General features: G+C 60.9%; 14 protein-coding genes. 8 read left to right on the plus strand and 6 right to left on the minus strand.

Features of this window, described 5'->3' with window-relative positions; translation table 11 throughout:
* Positions 1-28 precede the first annotated feature (28 nt).
* From RIN49_RS04300 to RIN49_RS04310, 3 genes are all read right to left on the minus strand, one after another.
* On the minus strand, positions 29-1,195 hold the full coding sequence (locus RIN49_RS04300; protein WP_309118934.1) for an MFS transporter: 1,167 nt from the start codon (positions 1,193-1,195) through the stop codon (positions 29-31).
* Positions 1,179-2,357 (minus strand): MGDG synthase family glycosyltransferase, encoded by a 1,179-nt coding sequence (locus RIN49_RS04305; protein ID WP_309118935.1) that lies wholly within the window; start codon positions 2,355-2,357, stop codon positions 1,179-1,181. Before RIN49_RS04305 ends, RIN49_RS04300 begins: the two co-directional genes overlap by 17 nt.
* 105 nt (positions 2,358-2,462) lie before the next feature.
* On the minus strand, positions 2,463-3,533 hold the full coding sequence (locus RIN49_RS04310) for a serine hydrolase domain-containing protein (protein WP_309118936.1): 1,071 nt from the start codon (positions 3,531-3,533) through the stop codon (positions 2,463-2,465).
* Between the two features lie 176 nt (positions 3,534-3,709).
* Here RIN49_RS04310 and RIN49_RS04315 point away from each other — a divergent pair, with 176 nt between their 5' ends.
* Complete coding sequence (locus RIN49_RS04315; RefSeq protein WP_138197183.1) at positions 3,710-3,898, plus strand: dimerization/docking domain-containing protein; 189 nt, start codon at positions 3,710-3,712, stop codon at positions 3,896-3,898.
* Positions 3,899-4,073: 175 nt separating this feature from the next.
* Here the strand turns inward: RIN49_RS04315 and RIN49_RS04320 are convergent, their stop codons facing one another.
* Positions 4,074-5,015 carry a DMT family transporter gene (locus tag RIN49_RS04320; RefSeq protein ID WP_309118937.1) on the minus strand — a complete coding sequence of 314 codons (942 nt, stop codon included), beginning with the start codon at positions 5,013-5,015 and terminating at the stop codon, positions 4,074-4,076.
* A gap of 279 nt (positions 5,016-5,294) precedes the next feature.
* Between RIN49_RS04320 and RIN49_RS04325 the strand changes: the two genes are divergently transcribed.
* From RIN49_RS04325 to RIN49_RS04355, 7 genes are all read left to right on the plus strand, one after another.
* Positions 5,295-7,547: an AraC family transcriptional regulator gene (locus tag RIN49_RS04325; RefSeq protein WP_309118938.1), complete on the plus strand. Its 2,253-nt coding sequence runs from the start codon at positions 5,295-5,297 to the stop codon at positions 7,545-7,547.
* 14 nt (positions 7,548-7,561) lie between these two features.
* A complete protein-coding gene (locus tag RIN49_RS04330) occupies positions 7,562-9,094 on the plus strand; it encodes an extracellular solute-binding protein (protein ID WP_309118939.1) in 1,533 nt (510 codons plus the stop codon).
* A 200-nt stretch (positions 9,095-9,294) separates the two neighbouring features.
* The gene (locus tag RIN49_RS04335; RefSeq protein ID WP_309118940.1) at positions 9,295-11,772 is read left to right on the plus strand and encodes a DUF4855 domain-containing protein; all 2,478 of its coding nucleotides are present in this window, start codon (positions 9,295-9,297) and stop codon (positions 11,770-11,772) included.
* Between the two features lie 49 nt (positions 11,773-11,821).
* Positions 11,822-13,132 carry an ABC transporter substrate-binding protein gene (locus RIN49_RS04340; RefSeq protein ID WP_309118941.1) on the plus strand — a complete coding sequence of 437 codons (1,311 nt, stop codon included), beginning with the start codon at positions 11,822-11,824 and terminating at the stop codon, positions 13,130-13,132.
* A 79-nt stretch (positions 13,133-13,211) separates the two neighbouring features.
* The gene (locus tag RIN49_RS04345) at positions 13,212-14,135 is read left to right on the plus strand and encodes a carbohydrate ABC transporter permease (RefSeq protein WP_309118942.1); all 924 of its coding nucleotides are present in this window, start codon (positions 13,212-13,214) and stop codon (positions 14,133-14,135) included.
* Positions 14,135-14,971, plus strand: a complete 837-nt coding sequence (locus RIN49_RS04350; protein WP_309118943.1) for a carbohydrate ABC transporter permease — start codon at positions 14,135-14,137, stop codon at positions 14,969-14,971. The genes RIN49_RS04345 and RIN49_RS04350 overlap by 1 nt, the downstream gene beginning before the upstream one ends.
* Positions 14,972-14,997: 26 nt before the next feature.
* A complete protein-coding gene (locus tag RIN49_RS04355) occupies positions 14,998-16,920 on the plus strand; it encodes a hypothetical protein (RefSeq protein ID WP_309118944.1) in 1,923 nt (640 codons plus the stop codon).
* A 106-nt stretch (positions 16,921-17,026) separates the two neighbouring features.
* Here RIN49_RS04355 and RIN49_RS04360 read toward each other — a convergent pair whose 3' ends face one another.
* Positions 17,027-17,467 carry a bactofilin family protein gene (locus RIN49_RS04360; protein ID WP_309118945.1) on the minus strand — a complete coding sequence of 147 codons (441 nt, stop codon included), beginning with the start codon at positions 17,465-17,467 and terminating at the stop codon, positions 17,027-17,029.
* A 78-nt stretch (positions 17,468-17,545) separates the two neighbouring features.
* Complete coding sequence (locus tag RIN49_RS04365) at positions 17,546-18,139, minus strand: thymidine kinase (protein WP_309118946.1); 594 nt, start codon at positions 18,137-18,139, stop codon at positions 17,546-17,548.
* Positions 18,140-18,202 lie beyond the last annotated feature (63 nt).

Genomic DNA, 18,202 nt, shown 5'->3' on the forward strand with positions numbered 1-18,202 from the left:
TGCGGCGAGGGTCGAATGCGCCTTTTTATTATTTGAACAGCCGGAACGGGAACCAGACGTAGAACAAGCCGATGAACAGGAAGAGCGCCGCGGCCACGAGGAACGGAACCGACAGCCCGAAAGAGTCGGCGATGATGCCGCCGATGACCGGACCGAGCATGACGCCGATGCCTTCCACCGTCGAGAAGACGCCCCAGCCGACGCCCTTCTGCTGCGGCGGCACGAACTGCGCGAGCAGGGCGTTCCAGGCGGGCAGGACGGCCGCGTAAGAGATGCCGAGCACGATCGCCCAGAACAGACATACCCAAAGCGTCTCGATCGTCGTGATCATATAGAGGCCGAAGGCGACGGAGAGGAAGCCCGCGATCAGGAACCACTTCTTCCCGAGCTTGTCGCTGAGCCGGCCCATCGGCACGAGCGCCAGCACGGCGAAGGCGCCGCCGGTGAGCAGGAAGAGCGAATATTGCGAGTTCGTGAGCAGCAGGTTTTCCTCGGCGAACGTCGGCAGAATCGGGAGAAGCATCGCCGCGCCGAGCGTCTGCAAAATCATGCCGGGCAGCAGCGGCTTGACCGCCTTCATATGGACGGCGAGCGCGCCGAGCTGTCGGAAGAACGGTTCGGGATGCGGGATGTTCTCGGCCCCTTTGACGAACCAAGAGATCGCCCACGCGAGCGCCGTCATGCCGAGCAGCACGAGGAACGAGATGCCGTAGTCGAACCAGTCGAGGAAGAAATTCAGCAGCACGGGACCGAGGCCGAGGCCCATCATCCAAGCCATGTACAAGGCGCCCATCTGCTTGCCGCGCTCGCTCTCCGTCACGCTGCTCATGCCGACGAGCCAGATCGGCGAAGCGCCGACCCCGAACAAGATGGAGCCGACGACGAGCACCCACGCTTCCAATGCATACTCCAGCATCAGCAGGCCGACGATCGACAAGGCGAAGCAGGTTTGCAAGATCCACTGCAGCGGGAACCGATCCAGCAAGTATCCGATGCCGAGCTTGGCCACCGTGTCGGCCACGTAGTGCATCGTGACGGCGAAGCCGACGGTCGTCACGGTCAGGTACAGCTCGTCGACCGCATACTTCGGAATATAACTGATCAGGATCGCGCCCCGAACGAATTCGATCAGGAAAAAGAGAAGGGCGAGCCGCGCCAGCGGCATCGGGACGGATAAATTACGAATAGCGTTCACTCGATACTCTCCTTCGTTCCTCGGTGAAGACGGACTCCGACCGGAGAGCGTCCATCGCCTCTAAGATGTCTTGGACGATTCGCTCGGCCGAATGCGCCCGCTTCAGCGCGGCCATCGCCCGGACCGCGAGCCGCCGCCGGTCGGGGCGCTCCATGAGCGAGCGAACGGCTTCCAGCACCTCCGCGTCGTTCCCGGCGACGTACGCCGCGCCGCGAGACGCCAAATATTCCGCGTTGTCCCGCTCTTGCCCGGGCACCGGGCGGAGCAGAACGACCGGAAGCTCGCATTGGATCGCTTCGGTCAACGTGATGCCGCCGGGCTTCGTCACCATCGTCTCCGCGAGCGACATCAGCTCGTGCATCTCCTTCATGAAGCCGAACACCTTCACGTTCGGCCTGCGCCCCGCGATGTCCCGCATCGAAGCGTACAGCGATTCGTTCTTGCCGCAGACGACCGCCAGCTGCACGCCCGGCAGCGCGGCCAATGCGTCGCACACGTCACGCAGCCCCTGCAGCACGCCGTACGAGCCCGCCATGATCAGGACGGTTCGCCGCGCCGGGTCGAGGTCGTACTTGGCGTAGAGCGCTTCCGACCGTTCCACCGGGCGGAAGGCGCTCTTGAGCGGGATCCCGGTGACGCGAATGCGATGCTCGGGCACCCCGACCGCCGTCATGGCGGCTCGGAGGTCGTCCGTCGCGACGTAATATCGGTCGATGTGCGGATGGATCCATCGCGCGTGCATGACGTAATCGGTCAATACATTGAAGATCGGGATGGCGACGCCCCGTCTTCGCCGCAGCTCGGGCATCGCGAGCGTCGGGAACGTGTTCACGACGGCGTCCGGCCGCTCTCGTTCGAGAATTTGCTTCAGCTTGCCGGTTCCCCAACCGTGAAACCAGGCGGAGAACCATGTATCGTCGCGCATCTCCCGCGTGCTGTAGTACGACCAGCCGTACAGCTTGGGAAATAATGTATAGCTTTTAATATATATGTATTTCGTTAATTCATTCAGCCTTGGATACGCTTCCGCGAATAAATCCACCAGCGACACCTCGCAGCCGGCTTCGCGTTCGAATCGTTCCTTCAGCGCGTTGGATACTTGGATGTGGCCTTCGCCGTAGCTGGCGTACACAATCATCACTTTTTTCTTCTCCGTCGTCACTCCGCGCTCATCTCCTTCTCGGGAGGACTCACAACAGGTCCGTTGCTAATTGTAACTCGAACGGGCGGGAATTGCACACGTCTTCCGCAAGCGGGCCCCCCCGACCTAAGACGGGGGCGGGGAGGCGGCGCCGGGGCCGTCCGCGTCCGCGGCGAGCACGTACCGCTCGAACAGCGACAGCGGGTGCTTCCAGCGGCTGACCTTCGGGTCGGCGGCGAAGACGGCGACGAGCCGGCGCTCCGGCATGACGAAGACGAGCTGTCCGCCGTGCCCGAGGGCGCAGCGGACCGCCTCGCCCGTCGCCGCGCGGGCGATCCACCAGTGCCCGCCGTACCGGCCGAAGGCGGGCAGCCCTTCGCCGAGCGGCGTGAACGCGAGGCGCACGTAGTCGGGCGGCAGAATTCGCCGCCCCTCCCAAACGCCGCCGGTCGCGTGCAGCCAGCCGAGCCTCGCGAGGTCGCGCCCGGCGAGCGCGAGTCCGATATGGCCGACCGTGACGCCCTGCGGGTCGGCCTCCCACGGCGGCGGCGCGATGCCGAGCGGGCCGAAGATCGCCTCCTGCGCGACGTCGGACGCCGGGCGGCCGGTCGTGGCGGAGACCGCGGCCGAGAGCAGATGCGAGTCGACGCTGCGGTACACGAAGGCGCCCCGCGTCTCGGGGTCGACCGGCAGCCGGAGCGCGAAGCGGACCCAATGGCGAGAGCGGTGCAACCGCGGCACGAACGCTTCGCCGAGCCGCTTGCCGGTCTTCCAGTGCAGACCGGACGTCATCGCCAGCAGCTGCCGGGTCGTCGTCGCGCGGACGTCCTCGCTCGCGGCGCGGGGCAGCAGCTCCGGAAACAGCGTCGCCAGCGTCGGCGGCTTCTCGCCGTCGTCGCCGAGCGCGCCGGCGCAAGCGGCGACGGCCGCGGTCGCGCTCTTCGTCGCGGAGCGCAGGTCGAGGCGCGTCGAGGCGTCCGCGCCGCCGTAATACCGCTCGAAGACGAGGGCGCCGTCTTTCGCGACGAGGAAGCAGCGCATCTTCGGGAAGCGCTTCTGGATGTCTTCGTCCGCTTGGAGGAGCGGCGCCGGGTCCAGGTTCGCCTCCGCCGGCGAGGCGATCGTCCACGTCTTCCCGCCCGCGGCCGGGTCGAACCGCGGGGGCTCCGGCGAGACGTCGTTCCTTGGCGCGTCCATGGGCGCGGGCACTCCTTTTTCCTAGGGATGGTAACAGGTTGCCCAATTTTCGAGTGCGCCAAATAAATTAAGGGACATAATTATCTGAATATTGTATTATGTATGTATAGATGCATTACTGCCTGACCTACCTAGCCGCTTACGAACAAAGTAATGTTACGGAGAGGAGCAAGCTTATGGCTGCAAAAGGAAGTAATGAAGTAAAGGATAGTGTGAGAGAACTGGTTCGAATCTATAGGCCTGCCAATCCACGTAAATTCGTAAAAGACTACGTGAAGAAATACCGCATCCCCGGAGGTTACGAAGACGCTCTTACGCGCCTCGTCGAATTCGAAATGGCGAAGCTGGAAGGATCGGTATCGTAACAGAGTTGACCATACAGCGACCGCCGAACGGATATCCGTTCGGCGGTTTTTCATTTCGTCGCGCGGGTTTCGGAGACGGGGGCTCCGGCCTCGCGGCCTGCCAAGGGCGATCATCCAAGCGCGAATTCGCGCTTATAAGCGGAGTATTCCGCTACACAAACCCGCCGGCCCACGGCTACTTCCCTACGGGCGTGGCGGTGACGTCCGCGACCGGCGATTCCCCCGCCTCCGCGTGCCGATGGCCGCCGGAGCGCAGGAACAGCCACACGCCGCCGATGAGCAGCGCGCCCGCGAACGCCTGCAGCGTCGTCAGCCGCTCGTCGAGCAGCGCCCAAGCGAGCAGCGACGCGCCGACCGGCTCGCCGAGCACCGCCATCGAGACGGTGGTGGCGCCGACGTACTTCAGCAGCCAATTGAACAGCAGATGGCCGAAGACGGTCGGCACGGCGGCCATCAGCACGAAGATGAGCCAGTCGTTCGACGCATAGCCGATAAACGAGAAGCCCGCCGCGAGATTGTAGACCGCGAACGCCGCGGCCGCCGCCAAGAAGACGGTATAGCTGTAGACGAACGACGAGATGCGCCCCCGCAGCGCCTGCCCGAGCAGCATGTGGACGACGACGGCCAGCGTGCCGAGGATCGACAGCAAGTCGCCGTAGAGCGCCGTGCCCGAGAGGCGGAAGTCGCCCCAGCCGATAAGCACCGCGCCGATCAGGGCGACGCCCATCGCGGCGACCGCGGCGCCGCGGATGCGCTCTCGGAAGAAGACGAGCGCGCCGATCATGACGAGCACCGGCTCGAGCGTCATCAGCACGGTGGAGCTGGCGACGGTCGTGTAACGGAGGGAGCCCATCCACAGCAAGAAGTGCAGCGCCAGCATGAAGCCGGACAGCCCGAGCAGCGCCCAATCCCGCGCCGACACGGCGCCGAGCTCGGCGCGATAGCGGAACAGGAAGGGGGTCATGCCGACTAACGTGAGGCCCAGTCGATACATGCCGATGACCGACACGGGCGCGTCCGTCCATTTGACGAAAATCGCCGAAAACGAAATCGCGATAATGCCGACGAACAATAAACTCCACAGGAACGCGCGGCGTTCCGACAATCCAGGATTCACGGTGACGCTTCCTTTCTAACCAATGTTCAAATCGAACGACGTTCCCTAGTATAACAGGAAGGGCGCGGCGGCCGCTAGGTTCTCAAACGGAGGTTTTCCTCCCGCAGCCGGCGATTTCGCCGTTTCAGAACCCGATGCGCCGAATGAAAACTAGGCCGCGAGCCGGGGTGCATGATACGATCTCGTTGGAAAAGGCGAAAGCCGGCGGGCCGAAGGAAGAGGATGCGGGAGGCGGCGCGCCGAAGACGTAAGCGACAACCGGCGAACGGAGGCGGGACGATGCGCGAGCTGCTGACGCGGAATCACTTTCGTCTGCTCTTATGGGCGGGGATCGTGTTTACGCTGATCATCATTCCCTTTTCCTTGTTTTTGTCCAACCAATTTTCGAAGTACGCGCATTCGCAGATGGATTTGTTCCATCGCGATAAGGTCGTCCATACGGCGAGCCAAACCGAATTCATTCTGAACAAGCTGAAGTCGTACGGATTGAACATGTACGAGGACCGAACGATTCAGGGCTGGCTCCAGCGAGAGCGGCCGGATCCGCTGGCGGACATGGAGGTGCTGAATACGCTGACCACCTTCATGTCCACGGAGCCGTTCATTCGGCGAGCGTATTTGATAAACCTCCGGACGCGCCAAGCGTTCGACTCGCAGACGGGGGTCACGTCGTTCGAGGCATTCCGAGACCAGGTCATGTTGAAGCGGGTGCAAGAGCAGCAATCCTTGTTCCTACAATTTCAACCGCACGAGGTGCAAGGCGACGCCCATTTGTCCTTGGTCGTCCCTTCGACGCCAGCGAAGCGGGATATCCGCGGATACTTGGTGCTCCTGCTCGACAATCGCGCGCTGCAGACCCACCTGCTAGCGCATAACGAGGAGTTGGGCACGAACCTGATCGTGCTGGACGAGGAGGGGCGCAACGTCTTGGGCGGGGAGGGAAGCGGCGAGTCGATCGCCGCCTTGCTGAGCGGGGCGCAAATCCACGGGGCGGCGCCCGCGGTGGTCGAATTCGAGACGGGGCGGCGATTGTTCGTGAACTCCGCCGTTATGCCGTCGCAGAAGTGGACCGTGCACTCCCTGACCGAGATGAGGAGCTTTCGGAGCCAGGCGGATTCGTTCCAACGGCGTATCGTCATGTATTCGCTGCTGCTGCTGGTCCTGCTGCTGACGGCCGCCATGTGGAATTCGAGGCGCGCCGTCCGGCCGTTCCGGCATCTGGCGGAGCAGCTGCAGCGGAAGTTCAACGCCGACGCCGGCCAATCGTCCGCGCCGCCCGTCGTCCGCGACGAATACAGCATGCTCAAATACGGGATCGAGAAGCTGTCCAATCAGGTCGACGAGATGAACGTATCGCTGCGGGATCGGCAAGGCATCGTGAAGGCGGAATATTTGCGCCAATGGGTGCTTCAGGGACGGCTCGGCCGCGCGGTGAGGGGAGAGATCGCCGAAGCGACCGACCTCTTCGCGAAGGAGAAGCTTCGGCTCGCGGTGATCAAGATCGAGTCGTACCATGCTTTCGCCGAACGCTACGATTTCGAGTCTCGGCGCCTGTTCACCTACGCGCTGTGTAATATCGCGGAAGAAGTCGTCCGCGGCGAAGGCGGGGCGTTCGAGGCGGTCGATTTCGCCGGGGACCACATCGTCCTGCTGATCGGGCTGGACCGCGCCGAGTCCGACATCAAGGCGATCCTCGAGGCCGTCAAGAAACACGTTCGCCAGTACATCCGGGTGAACATCGTCATCGCGGTCAGCGACGCGAAGGACATCGACGACGATCTTCGAGCGGTATACGACTTCGTGCTCGAGTTGACCTTGCTGAAGTTCATCAACGGAAGCGACCGGATTTACACCGAAGGCGATTACGAGCGTTACGTACATATGATGGACCCCGTCGTCGAACGGAAGGGCGTCGAGAAGCTGCTGGCGTCGGTGAAAGCCGGCAACGGCGAACAAGTCGTCGAGTCGTTGGATGAGCTGTTCGGTCAGCTCGCAGCGATGAAGTTTTCGGAGTGCAAGGTGCAGTTGACCGTACTGTTGTTTTCGGTCGTGAAGGAATTCGAGAAGCTGTCAGCCCTCCAGGGGGTGGACGGGATCGAGAAGCAGCTCGCCGGATTTCCGACGCTGCAAGACTTAAGGAGATGGCTGGAGCAAGAGCTGCTGGAAATTATGGAACGGCTGAGCAGCAGGCAGGGGTCCGACCGCAAGGGGAAGCTGGCCCAGGAGATGGCCGCGTACATCGCTTATCGGATTCACGACCCGATGCTGTCGGCCGAGGACGTGGCGGAGCACGTCTCGTTGTCCGCCAAGTACGTGAGGCAAATCTTTATGGAAACCCATCATCAGTCGCTGTCGGCGTATATGCTCGATCTGCGGGTCAATAAAGTGAAGGAGCTCCTGGTCACGACGGCGCTGTCCGTGTCGGATATCGGGGAGCGGTCCGGCTTTCTGACGAAGAGCCACTTCTTCACGGCGTTCAAGAAAGCGACGGGCGTGACGCCGAATCAGTACCGCCAACAGCATTCTTCATGAGGGGAGGGGTCGGAGTGGCCTTACGACAATCGTTGCTCGCAAAGGGTGCGACTTGGGCGCTTTCTATCCTCTTGACCGCCGGATGCGCGAACGAAACGGGACCGGCGGCGGTTCGGGGCGTGTCCCCTGCGGCGCCTATGACGCCAACGACGCTGAACATCATGGTGCCCGGCGACCGTTCCCCGGACTTCGACCTCGTGATGGAGGAAGCGGAGCGCCGCATGGCGGAGGAAGGGCTCCACCTCGATATTCGGATGGAGTTCGTGCCATGGAACGACTTCGGCACGCGATCCGAGGTCGCGCTCGCTTCCGGGGAAGAGATCGATCTGATCTTCGACGCCCCGTGGCTGCATCTGAACGAGATGATCGCGAGCGGATATTACGAGCCGCTGGACGTCCTGCTGGAGCAGTACGGAGAGACGATCGTCGCGAAGCGACCCAGGCAGATGTGGGACGCGAATCGAAGCGCAGGGCGCGTGATGGCGATCCCGCTCGGCGTCAGTCACGTAATGAGCCATTCGTATTTCATTCGTAAGGACGTTCGGGAATCTCTCGGCGTCCCGCCGATCCGCACGTACGAAGAGCTGCTTCGATTCGCGTATCTCGTGAAGGAGAAGGCGCCGGAGGTCGTACCGCTGATCGCGGGAGGAACGAGAAGCCAACAATTGTACAGTCAGGCCGCCTTCCGCCATTACTTCGACGATACCGATATTCGACCGACGCAGGCGTTGGACAGCAGTCTGATGCTGTACTACCGACATAATGACGGGAAGGTGCACAATGCGTTCAAGGAGCTCGATTCGCCGGTCCGGACATGGGTAGAGGAAGCAAGGCGCTTGTACGTCGATGGCATCATGCATAAGGACGTGCTGGGGATCAAGGATTTTCAGGAACCCGGAGCATCCGGCGCCGTTGCGATCTTCCCGACAGGCTCCTTCCATGTCGGAGAGATCGCGCAAGAGAAGCTCCGGGAGACCGTGCCGGACGGAGAGCTCGAGCGCGTGACGTTCTTCGACGATACGCCCGGAGCGAACGTCTCGGACTTCGGACAGTGGAATTTCATCGCGGTCCCGGTCGTGAGCAAACACAAGGAGGAAGCCGTCCGGTTCTTGAACTGGGCGAACGAGAAGCGGAACTACGACTTGCTCGCCTACGGGCTGCAAGACACGCATTGGAAGCCGCTCGAAGGGAATAAGTTCAAACTGCTGGATACCGGCTACAATCAACCGGCCTTCGTCTGGATCTGGAACCCGACGGACGATCGCCTCTTGGCGGATGACGCAAGAACGGAGGAGCTGACGCGCTTCATCCGCAACGCCGACAACTTCACGCCGGACGTACTGACCGGCTTCGAATTCGACGGCTCCTCGGTGCAGGCGGAGCTGGACCGTTACAACCGAATCGAAGCGGAGTATTATACGCCCTTGTTCAACGGCGTAATCGACCCTGCGTCGGCTTGGGCGGCGTTCGAGGCGGAGGCGGGGCCGTCGCTGGAGGCGATCGAGCGCGAGCTGCAGAGGCAAGCGGATGCGTATATGAGGAAGTAAAGACGGAACGATGGAAAAAGGCGATCCCGGAGCACGGGCAGGTCCCCCTAGGAGGATGCGGCGCGTGACGGGAAGCCGCGCCCATACAACTGGATAAAAATTCATAATAACCCAACTAAATACTGAAAGGAGTGATGCCGACCTACCCAGCTTCGTTCGTTTCAAGTCGATCTGATCAAAGAGGGAGATGTGAACTCGTCATGAATTTCGTCAAACGCTCGGTCAGTCTGATTCTCGCTTGCGCGGTCGGCGCCGCGGGGCTGCTGCCTGCCGCGTCGGCGGCGTATTTGCCGAAGCGCGATCCTCGTTCGAATTTCGCTTCTAACATTGCTCTCATCTATACGGGCTATTACGACCCGGCGAACTACGACGGCGTACCCGTCGGAGATTACGACAAGGACAAGTTTATGCCGTACGTCGGATATTTGGACGAACGGGGCAAGGCGCAGGACGACTTCTTCGATACATTCTTGATCTTGAGTCTGCAATCCCCGCACGGAGGCAGCCTGCATCGATGGTACGACTGGGTTCCGAACTCGGTGCCGGGCCGGCTGCAGGATTGGCAGTACGCCATGGAGAGGCCCTTCGCGAAGAACCTGCAACTGGACGCGTTGGAGCAGGCGGCGAAACAAGTCGGGCGCGACCTCGGCGAACCCGACAAGCAAGTGAACGTATACTTGACGATTCCGTTCCCGGATCCGCAAAGCCGCGACTTCGGCGATTTCGACGGCGACGGCGCGTCGGACGATCTAAGCAGCCTGGAGGAGAGGAACGCGCTCGTTCGCTGGTATATCGACGAGATGACCGAGCGCTTCGAGAGCCGGGATTACGAGCACTTGCGACTGGCGGGCTTCTATTGGCTGCAGGAGGACCTGGACACGACCGTACCGGGAGAGCGGGAGAACGTCATGGCGACCGCCGACTACTTGCGGGAGCGCGGGATGCGCTTGGGGTGGATTCCATGGTCCGGGGCCGGCGAGAAGGGGAACGGCGACCGTCACGGGTACGACTTTACGATCGTGCAGCCGAACCACTATTTCAACGCGGACACGACGATCGAACGGATCGAGGAAACCGCGGAGCTGTCGCGGAGCAGCGGGCAAGGCGTCGAGATCGAATTCGACCAACGCGCCGCGGAAAGCCCGTATTACCGTCAAGTCCTCTACAACTATCTGATCGGGGGCGTGAAATACGGGTACATGACGGAGTCGATCTTGGCCTATTACCAGGACGTCTACGCGATTTACGATTTTTACCGCCATCGGAGTCCGGTCGGGCGCGAGCTGTACGACGACATCTATCGCTTCGCGAAAGGGACGTTCGTCGCGCCGACTGGCAACGTCGAGGGCAGAGTGCTGGACGCGGAAGGGCGGCCGATCGCCGGCGCGACGGTGACCGGCGAAGACGGGTACGCCGCCGCGACCGATGCGGAGGGACGCTTCGCGGCGAACGATCGCTTCGCGATCCTTCAGACGTTCGCCGTCGCGAAAGACGGGTACCAGAGCCGGACGGTGCGGCTGCAGGCGTCGGAAGGAACGACGATCCGCAAGGATATCGCGTTGGCGCGCAGCGGCGGTCCGGTGATCGAACGATACGCCGTCGCGGATTTCGAAGGAAGCTTCGACGTAGGCGGGAACGGGGTCGTGTCCCGGTCGTTCGAGGCGGCGCCGGAGTTCGTGTATGCGGGCGCCCAATCGCTTAAGGTCGGGTACCCTAGCGGCTGGGGACCGGTGCGCGCGTTCATCGATTCAAGCTCCGAGGCGTTGGCCGATTCGGACCGGCAATTCGTGAACTACGAGAACACCGATTGGAGCGGCTACGACGCGATAACCATGGAAGTGTACAACGCCACGAACGCGGAGCAGACGCTCGATATGGAGTTTATGTACGACCGGTACAGCTGGGGGTCTTCGAGGGTGAAGCAAGTCCTCCTCTCGCCCGGGCAATGGAACCATGTGGAGATTCCGCTGCGCGAGCTGCGGGAGGCGGGCGTGAACCTGAGCAATGTAATCCGGCTTTCTTTGCGCATGAGCGAATTCGCGACGGACGGAGCGACGATGTATTTCGACGACATCGCGCTGCTGAAATACGAACGTCAGGATCAGCCGGCGGACACCTATGCGGCGCTTCCGTCGACGGTGCCGACGATGGACGTCGGCGCCCGTTGGACGCCGGTCGTGAAGGACCGGTCCGCGATGGACGCGCAAGGGAGGCCCGCCATCGTCCCGGACGCCGCATTCGAATCCTCCGACCCCTCGGTCGTCGAGGTGCGGCCGGACGGAACGCTGCAGGCGCTCGCGCCGGGACGGGTTACGCTGCGGGCCGTCGCGAACGGCATCGAAGCCGAGTCGACCGTAATCGAAGTGTCGGGACGGACGTTCCACGAGCTGAAGGGCGGGCGCTCCAAGCTGTCCCCGGGCGACGCCGCTCCGATCTCGCTTCGCAGCTTCTTCGATAACGGCTACCTGATTCCGTGGGAAGAAGCGACGTACCGCTGGTTCGTCGACGGGAACGCCGTCGCCTTGAACGACAAGCTGCGGCCCAACGGTACCGTCGTCGCGAACGAGAAGACGTTGATCGGCGTTCGGAACGGCAGCGCGAAGGTGTCCGTCACGATCGAATACAACGGCAAGTCGGAGACGTTCGAGCGTCTGGTCGTCGTGACGCCGAACCCGTAAGCAGGCACCGACAGAATACAACCAAATTTTTACAAAAGGGTGATCGCGAATGCAACGAAACATGACAAAACCGTTCAAATTAGGTCGCGCCGCTTTGGCGCTGCTGTTCGCGTCGGCGTTAGGCGTCTCGGCTTGCTCCAACGCGACCTCGTCGAAGGAAACCGTGGAAATTCAATTTTGGAACCCGTTCACGGGCGACACCGCGGCGGTCGTCGACGACATCGTGGAGAAGTACAATGCGAGCCAGACGAACATCTCCGTCAAGTCGCTCAGCAATCAAGACCCGCAGAAGCAATTGACGGCAATATCCGGCGGCAACGCGCCGGACTTGGTCATTACGTACTGGAACAACGTCGGACCTTGGTCCGAAGCGGGAGCCGTGCAAAACCTGGAAAGTCTCGTGCAGTCTTCGGATTTCGACGCGTCTCGGATCATTCCGGCCGCGCTGGACCGCATGAAGGTCGACGGCGAAATTCACGGCTTCCCGATCTCCATGAGCATGGCCAACAAGCTATTCTACAATAAGAAGGCGTTCGCCGACGCCGGCCTCTCGGCGCCGCCGGAGACGCTGGAGCAGATGTTCGAGTACGCGAAGCGGCTCACGAAGAAAGACGGCGCCGGCAACCTCACGCAGATCGGATTCATTCCGGACTATCCATGGATCGATAATGTCTTCTGGCCGATTATCTTCGGCGGCTCATGGGACGACGGCAACGGGAAGCTGACGGCGAACCAGAAGGCCAACGTCGATTCGATCGCTTACCAGGCGCAGTATTATCAGGAATTCGGCGTAGACGGCATCAATAAATTCAAGTCCGGCATGGGACAGATGAATACGCCGCAAGATCCGATCATCACCGGCGATTTGGCGATGATGATCGGGTGGGAGAACTGGTATAACGACAAGCGCGGCGAGAACGGCGAAATCGGCGTCGCTCCGTTCCCGTATCCGGAAGCCCGGCCGGAATTGAAACAGTCAGGCATGGTCAGTCCGGTGGCGATGTTTATTCCGTCGAAGTCGAAGCGCCAAGAGGCGGCATGGGAGTTCATGCAATATTTGCTGTCCGAGGAGGTGCAGATCGAATATGCGATTCGAAACAAGACGATTCCGGTACTGCTCGGGGCGCTGGACAATCCGGAACTGACGGAGAATGAATCGACGGCGTCGCTGAAGGAGTTTTTCGAAAGCGCGAAGAGCCCGAACCTGAACGGCTTCCCGAACAGCATCTATATCAACGAATACTTGCAAGCGTTGAACGAGGAGACGGAGAAGGCGATCAAAGGGCAAATCTCGGCCCAAGAAGCGATGGATGCGGTCGTCGCGAAGATGCAGCCGAAGGCGGACGCCGCGAAGAAATAAAAGAACGGGCGGCAGCGGAAACGGTTGGGCGGCTGCTCGCCGTTTCCGCTCGTTCCGCGCGGATAGGGAGGTGTCGACGATGATCGGCAATGCCATCGGGATCCGAAAGCGCGAGCGGAAGCGGCTCCTCGTCGGATTGTGCTTCATCAGCCCTTGGCTGATCGGATTGATTCTTTTTCAATTGTACCCGATATTGTCTTCTTTCTATTACAGCATGACGAATTTCAACTTGTTCCAGCCGCCCGAGTGGATCGGATTCGGCAATTACGCGGAGATGGTTCGGGACGAGAAGGTATGGCTCTCCTTGTACAATACGTTGTTCATGGCCGTGTTCGGCCTGTTTCCCCACCTGGCGTTCGCTCTCGCGATCGCGCTGCTGCTGAACAAGAACGTTCGCGGGCAGTCCGTCTATCGGACGATCTACTTCCTGCCGACGCTGGTGCCGACGGTCGCGGCGACGCTGCTATGGATGTGGCTGTTGAACGCCCAATACGGGCTGATCAACGAACTGCTCGGTCGAATTGGGCTGCCGCAGCCGGTCTGGCTGCTCGATCCGCTGTGGACGAAGCCGTCGCTGATCATGATGGGCTTCTGGGGAACGGGGACGACGACGATCATGTATTTGGCCGCGCTGCAAGAGGTTCCCAAACTCTATTACGAAGCAGCGGAAATCGACGGCGCCAACGCCTGGCATAAATTCAGGCATATTACGCTGCCCGCGATTTCTCCGATGACGCTGTTCCATGTCATTATGGGACTGATCGGCGCGCTGCAACTGTTCACGCAAGGCTATGTCTTTACCGAAGGGAACGGGCAAGCGATGGGAGGACCCGAGAATTCGCTGCTCTTCTTCGCCATCTACTTGTACCAAACCGCGTTTTCCTTCTTGAAAATGGGGTATGCCTCCGCGCTGGCGTGGCTGCTGTTCCTCATCGTCTTCCTGCTGACGGTCGTCGTGTTCAAGACGTCGGCGAGATGGGTGTACTACGGAGGTGAACGCTGATGGCCGGAACCCGCGCCGAACGGCCGAAGGCGTCCGCCCATACGATGCTTGTCCTGATCGGCGCCCTATTTTTGATGCCCTTCGTCTGGCTGCTGATCACGTCGCTGAAGACGGACGAGGAGATTTTCGTCGTCCCCGTCCGGTGGTGGCCGAGCGAGCTGCAATGGAACAATTACGTCGAGGCCATTCAAGCGATCCCGTTTTTCCTTTACACGTTCAACACGGTTTGGATCGCGGCGCTATGCGTCGCGGGCGTCGCGGCGATCGCTCCGCTCGTCGCCTACGGCTTCGCCAGAATCGACTTCAAGGGCCGGAACGTATTGTTTTTAATCATGATGAGCACGTTGATGCTTCCGTTCCAAGTGACGATGATTCCGATTTACGTCAGCTTTAACAAGGTAAACCTTGTAGATTCGTATTGGCCGATCGTGCTGTCCTCGTGGTTCGGGACGGGGATGGCATACTATATTTTCTTAATGAGGCAATTTTTCATGGGCATCCCGTACGAGCTGACCGAATCGGCCAAAATCGACGGGGCGTCGGAGTTTCGAATTTTCGCCGGAATCATGCTCCCGCTTTCGAAACCCGCGATCTTGACCGTGGGGCTGTTCACCTTCCTCGGCGCCTGGGGGGACTTCCAAGGCCCGTTGATTTACCTGAACGACCCGGACAAGTGGACGCTCTCGATCGGCCTGAAGCAGTATATTCGCGAAAATACGGTCGCTTGGGGCCAGCTGATGGCGGCCTCCACCTTGTTCACGCTGCCAATCGTCGTTCTGTACTTCTTCGTGCAGAAGAAGTTCATCGAGGGCATCTCGATCACGGGCATGAAGTAAATGAGAATCGGGCGGGAGGTCTAGCGATGCAAAACAAAAACATAGCGATCATCACCGCGGAATCCAGCGATTTGTCGGAATTGATGCTGGCCTTCGAACCGACGGCGACGCTCATCAAGCCGGGGGAGGTGTCTCGGTACGACTTGGATCGCTTCGAAGCGATCGCCCTGCTGGGAGGCGTCTCGGACAAACCGCTGCTGCTCGCCCCGGAAGAGAGACTTCTGGTGGAGAAAGAAATTCGCAAGGGCAAGCGCGTGTTCGCCGAATACGCGGCCAGTATCGGCCACATGTATGCATCTCCGCCGCAGAGCACGCGGTTCGAGCGCTTGGTTTATTGCGCGGAGAGCCCTGACATAGACGGATTGACCTTAGGCGACGTGCTGGACGACCAGAGCGGCATGCGGATCAAGCCCCACGATATCGCGTGCTCCCACGGGAGACCGATCTTAACATTCGCCTCGGTGAACGCTCACGGCTTCGTGGAGGTGAGCGACGAGATGCTTGGCCGAATTTCCGATCGGGCGTTATGGTTCGAGGAGCCGGATCGGCTTCTGGTCTGTTCGTTCCGCTTATGCCGGTTCCGAAAGGCAAGGTTCGCGCCGCATCGAAAGGTCGCCGCGTTGATCTCGTACATTCTCGGATGGTTCTTTCGTACGAAGGTCGACTTGGGGCCGATGCGCGCGGCTTATTCCTTCGTTCATGCGGACGGCGGCTCGGCGACGCTCGAGAGCAGAATCGCGCACAGCGTCGAGCGTGCGATGGCGTGGTTCGAAAAGTCGGGCGTGCTGCGCGACGAAGGCCGCGGCGGCGTGTGGGAGGGCATGGGGACGGAGATCGCGCCGGACGGGACGCAACGCGTCAGCGCGATCCGCCGCGTCGATTGCATCGGCGAAGCGGCCCTGCCGTACTTCCTGAATTATCTGTACGCCTCGAACGAGCGGGACTTGCTTGTTTCCGAGCGGCTTCACGATTACGTGTTCGATTACTTTTTGAATAAGGAACCGGGCGAGCTATACGGCATGATGCGTTGGACGGAGGAGGCGTGGGGCGTCTGTTATCAAGACGATGTCGCGCGCGCGCTCATCCCGCATCTGCTGAAGTGCTTATATACCGGTTCCCGGTATCGGCTGGACGAGGCGGCGGACGCGCTTCGCTTCCTAGTAAAGACGACGGGAACCGACGGGACGCGGGTGTTCCGGACCGACAACCTCGCGCTTACCGAGGAGAAGCTGCGGGCGCTGCGAAGCGAGCCGGGACGGCTGCCTTCGGCGCACTACAACGGGTACTATTGGGCGGCTTTGTTTTTGGCTTACAAGCTTACGGGGGAACGCGCCTTTCTCGAGACCGGCGTTCGCGGCATGAAGACGCTCCTGGACGTGTACCCGGACACCGTTCGAGAGCAGAGCCAAACGCAAGAATATTGCCGGCTCATTCTCCCGCTGGCCTGGATGTACTGGGCGACGGGGGAGGAACGGCATAAGGAATGGCTGTATCGGGTCGCGGAAGACCTGCAGTCTTTCAAGCATCCGTCCGGCGCCTACCTCGAATGGGACGAGGGATATCAAGCCGCGATGCGGCACGGGATGGGCGAGGGGGAGAGCTCCTTGCTGGCCAAGAACGGCGATCCGGTCGCCGATCTGCTCTACTCGAACAATTGGCTGCCGATCGCGTATATGCAGGCGTACTTCGTCACGAAGGACGAGTGGTTCTTACGCCGGTGGGAGGAGCATGCCGCCTTCCTCTTATCCGCGCAGCTCGCCGGCGACAATCCCCAGATCGACGGGGCATGGGCGCGGGCGTTCGACGTCGAGCTGCACGAAGTGTACGGCAATCCGGCGGACGCCGGCTGGGGACCGTGGGCGATCGAATCGGGGTGGACCGTCGCGGAGATCGCCTCCGGCTTATTGATGGGTCTCCTGAAGCATCGGCTGCGGCCCGCTTACGAGTGAAGGAAGAACAAACAACATAGGGGATGTCTTCGAGTAGCGAGCTACGCGGGGACGGCCCTTTTTTTTGCAAAAAAAAGACCGCCTCTGAGGCGGCCATCCCATAACGTCAAGCGGACGCTTGCTTCGCGTCTTGCCCTTTGTCCTTGCCGTGGGGCTTCTCCTTCTCCTTCGACTGGCGAAGCTCGCCGCCCCTCGGCAAGTCCATGGCGCACTCGCCTTTGAAGACGGCGCCCTCGGAGACGTGCAGCGAACCCGCGTTGATGTTGCCGAGGACGCGCCCCTTGCTGGTGATCGTCATCTTGCCCTTCGCAATGACGCTGCCCTCGATCGTCCCGGCGTTGAATACGCTGCGGGCGGCGATGATGGAGCGTACGATGCCTTTCTCCCCGATGGTGACGTCACCCGAGCATTCGATGTCGCCGACGACGCTTCCTTCGATGCGCAGACTCGCCGTGGTCACGATTTTGCCCTCGACGATCGTGCCTTCGCCGATGAACGTGTCGGTGGCGCTTACGTTGCCCGACGATGATTTGCGTTTGCCGAACATGGCCCGTCAACCCCTCTCCTGCGGATGGTCAGTCCACATCTACTATATGAGAAAGGGGGCTCGTTTAGACGCGAATCGCTAGACGTTCGCGTCGGCCGCCTCGACGAAACGAGCGCGCGCTTCTTTATAACAGCGGCGGCAAACCGGCAAATAGCTTTCGTTGCCGCCGATCTGAATTTGTTCGCCGTGGAAGACGGGGATGCCGTCCTTGTACCGCATGTTCATCAGCGCCTTCCGATTGCAGTACCAGCAGATCGTCTTAATCTCCTCGATTTTGTCGGCCCAAGAGAAAAGCGCCGTGCTGCCCGGGAATAGACGCCCCAAGAAATCGGCGCGCAGGCCGTAGCATAAGACGGGGATCTTTAGGCGATCCACGATTTCGGTGAGCTGGAGCACTTGCGCCTCGGATAGAAATTGCGCTTCGTCCACGATGACGCAATCGGGCATCGCTTCGCGGGTCAACAGGGCCATATCCGTGTCGTCGCCGACGATCGTCGCTTCCTTATGCAGGCCGATGCGGGACGTGACGACGCCTGTGCCGTACCGCGAGTCGATCGAAGGGGTGAAGAGGAGCACGGACTTGCCTTGTTCCTCGTAATTGTGGGCCACGCGCAGCACCTCGATCGATTTGCCGCTGTTCATCGTGCCGTATCGGTAATACAATTGTGCCATGAGTGACTTCCTTTCGTCGCCTTCGCGCAAGTCCATTAATTATAGCAAATAATTTCGAGCAGA

It is taken from the genome of Paenibacillus sp., assembly GCF_031177825.1.
Classification (GTDB): Bacteria; Bacillota; Bacilli; order Paenibacillales; family YIM-B00363; genus Paenibacillus_AE.

Excerpts from the sequence above, each read along its gene's own strand:
- RIN49_RS04365 (WP_309118946.1), bottom strand. The coding sequence starts at position 18,139 with ATGGCACAATTGTATTACCGATACGGCACGATGAACAGCGGCAAATCG.
- RIN49_RS04340 (WP_309118941.1), top strand. The coding sequence starts at position 11,822 with ATGCAACGAAACATGACAAAACCGTTCAAATTAGGTCGCGCCGCTTTG.
- RIN49_RS04360 (WP_309118945.1), bottom strand. The coding sequence starts at position 17,467 with ATGTTCGGCAAACGCAAATCATCGTCGGGCAACGTAAGCGCCACCGAC.
- RIN49_RS04315 (WP_138197183.1), top strand. The coding sequence starts at position 3,710 with ATGGCTGCAAAAGGAAGTAATGAAGTAAAGGATAGTGTGAGAGAACTG.
- RIN49_RS04350 (WP_309118943.1), top strand. The coding sequence starts at position 14,135 with ATGGCCGGAACCCGCGCCGAACGGCCGAAGGCGTCCGCCCATACGATG.
- RIN49_RS04310 (WP_309118936.1), bottom strand. The coding sequence starts at position 3,533 with ATGGACGCGCCAAGGAACGACGTCTCGCCGGAGCCCCCGCGGTTCGAC.
- RIN49_RS04335 (WP_309118940.1), top strand. The coding sequence starts at position 9,295 with ATGAATTTCGTCAAACGCTCGGTCAGTCTGATTCTCGCTTGCGCGGTC.
- RIN49_RS04345 (WP_309118942.1), top strand. The coding sequence starts at position 13,212 with ATGATCGGCAATGCCATCGGGATCCGAAAGCGCGAGCGGAAGCGGCTC.
- RIN49_RS04325 (WP_309118938.1), top strand. The coding sequence starts at position 5,295 with ATGCGCGAGCTGCTGACGCGGAATCACTTTCGTCTGCTCTTATGGGCG.
- RIN49_RS04355 (WP_309118944.1), top strand. The coding sequence starts at position 14,998 with ATGCAAAACAAAAACATAGCGATCATCACCGCGGAATCCAGCGATTTG.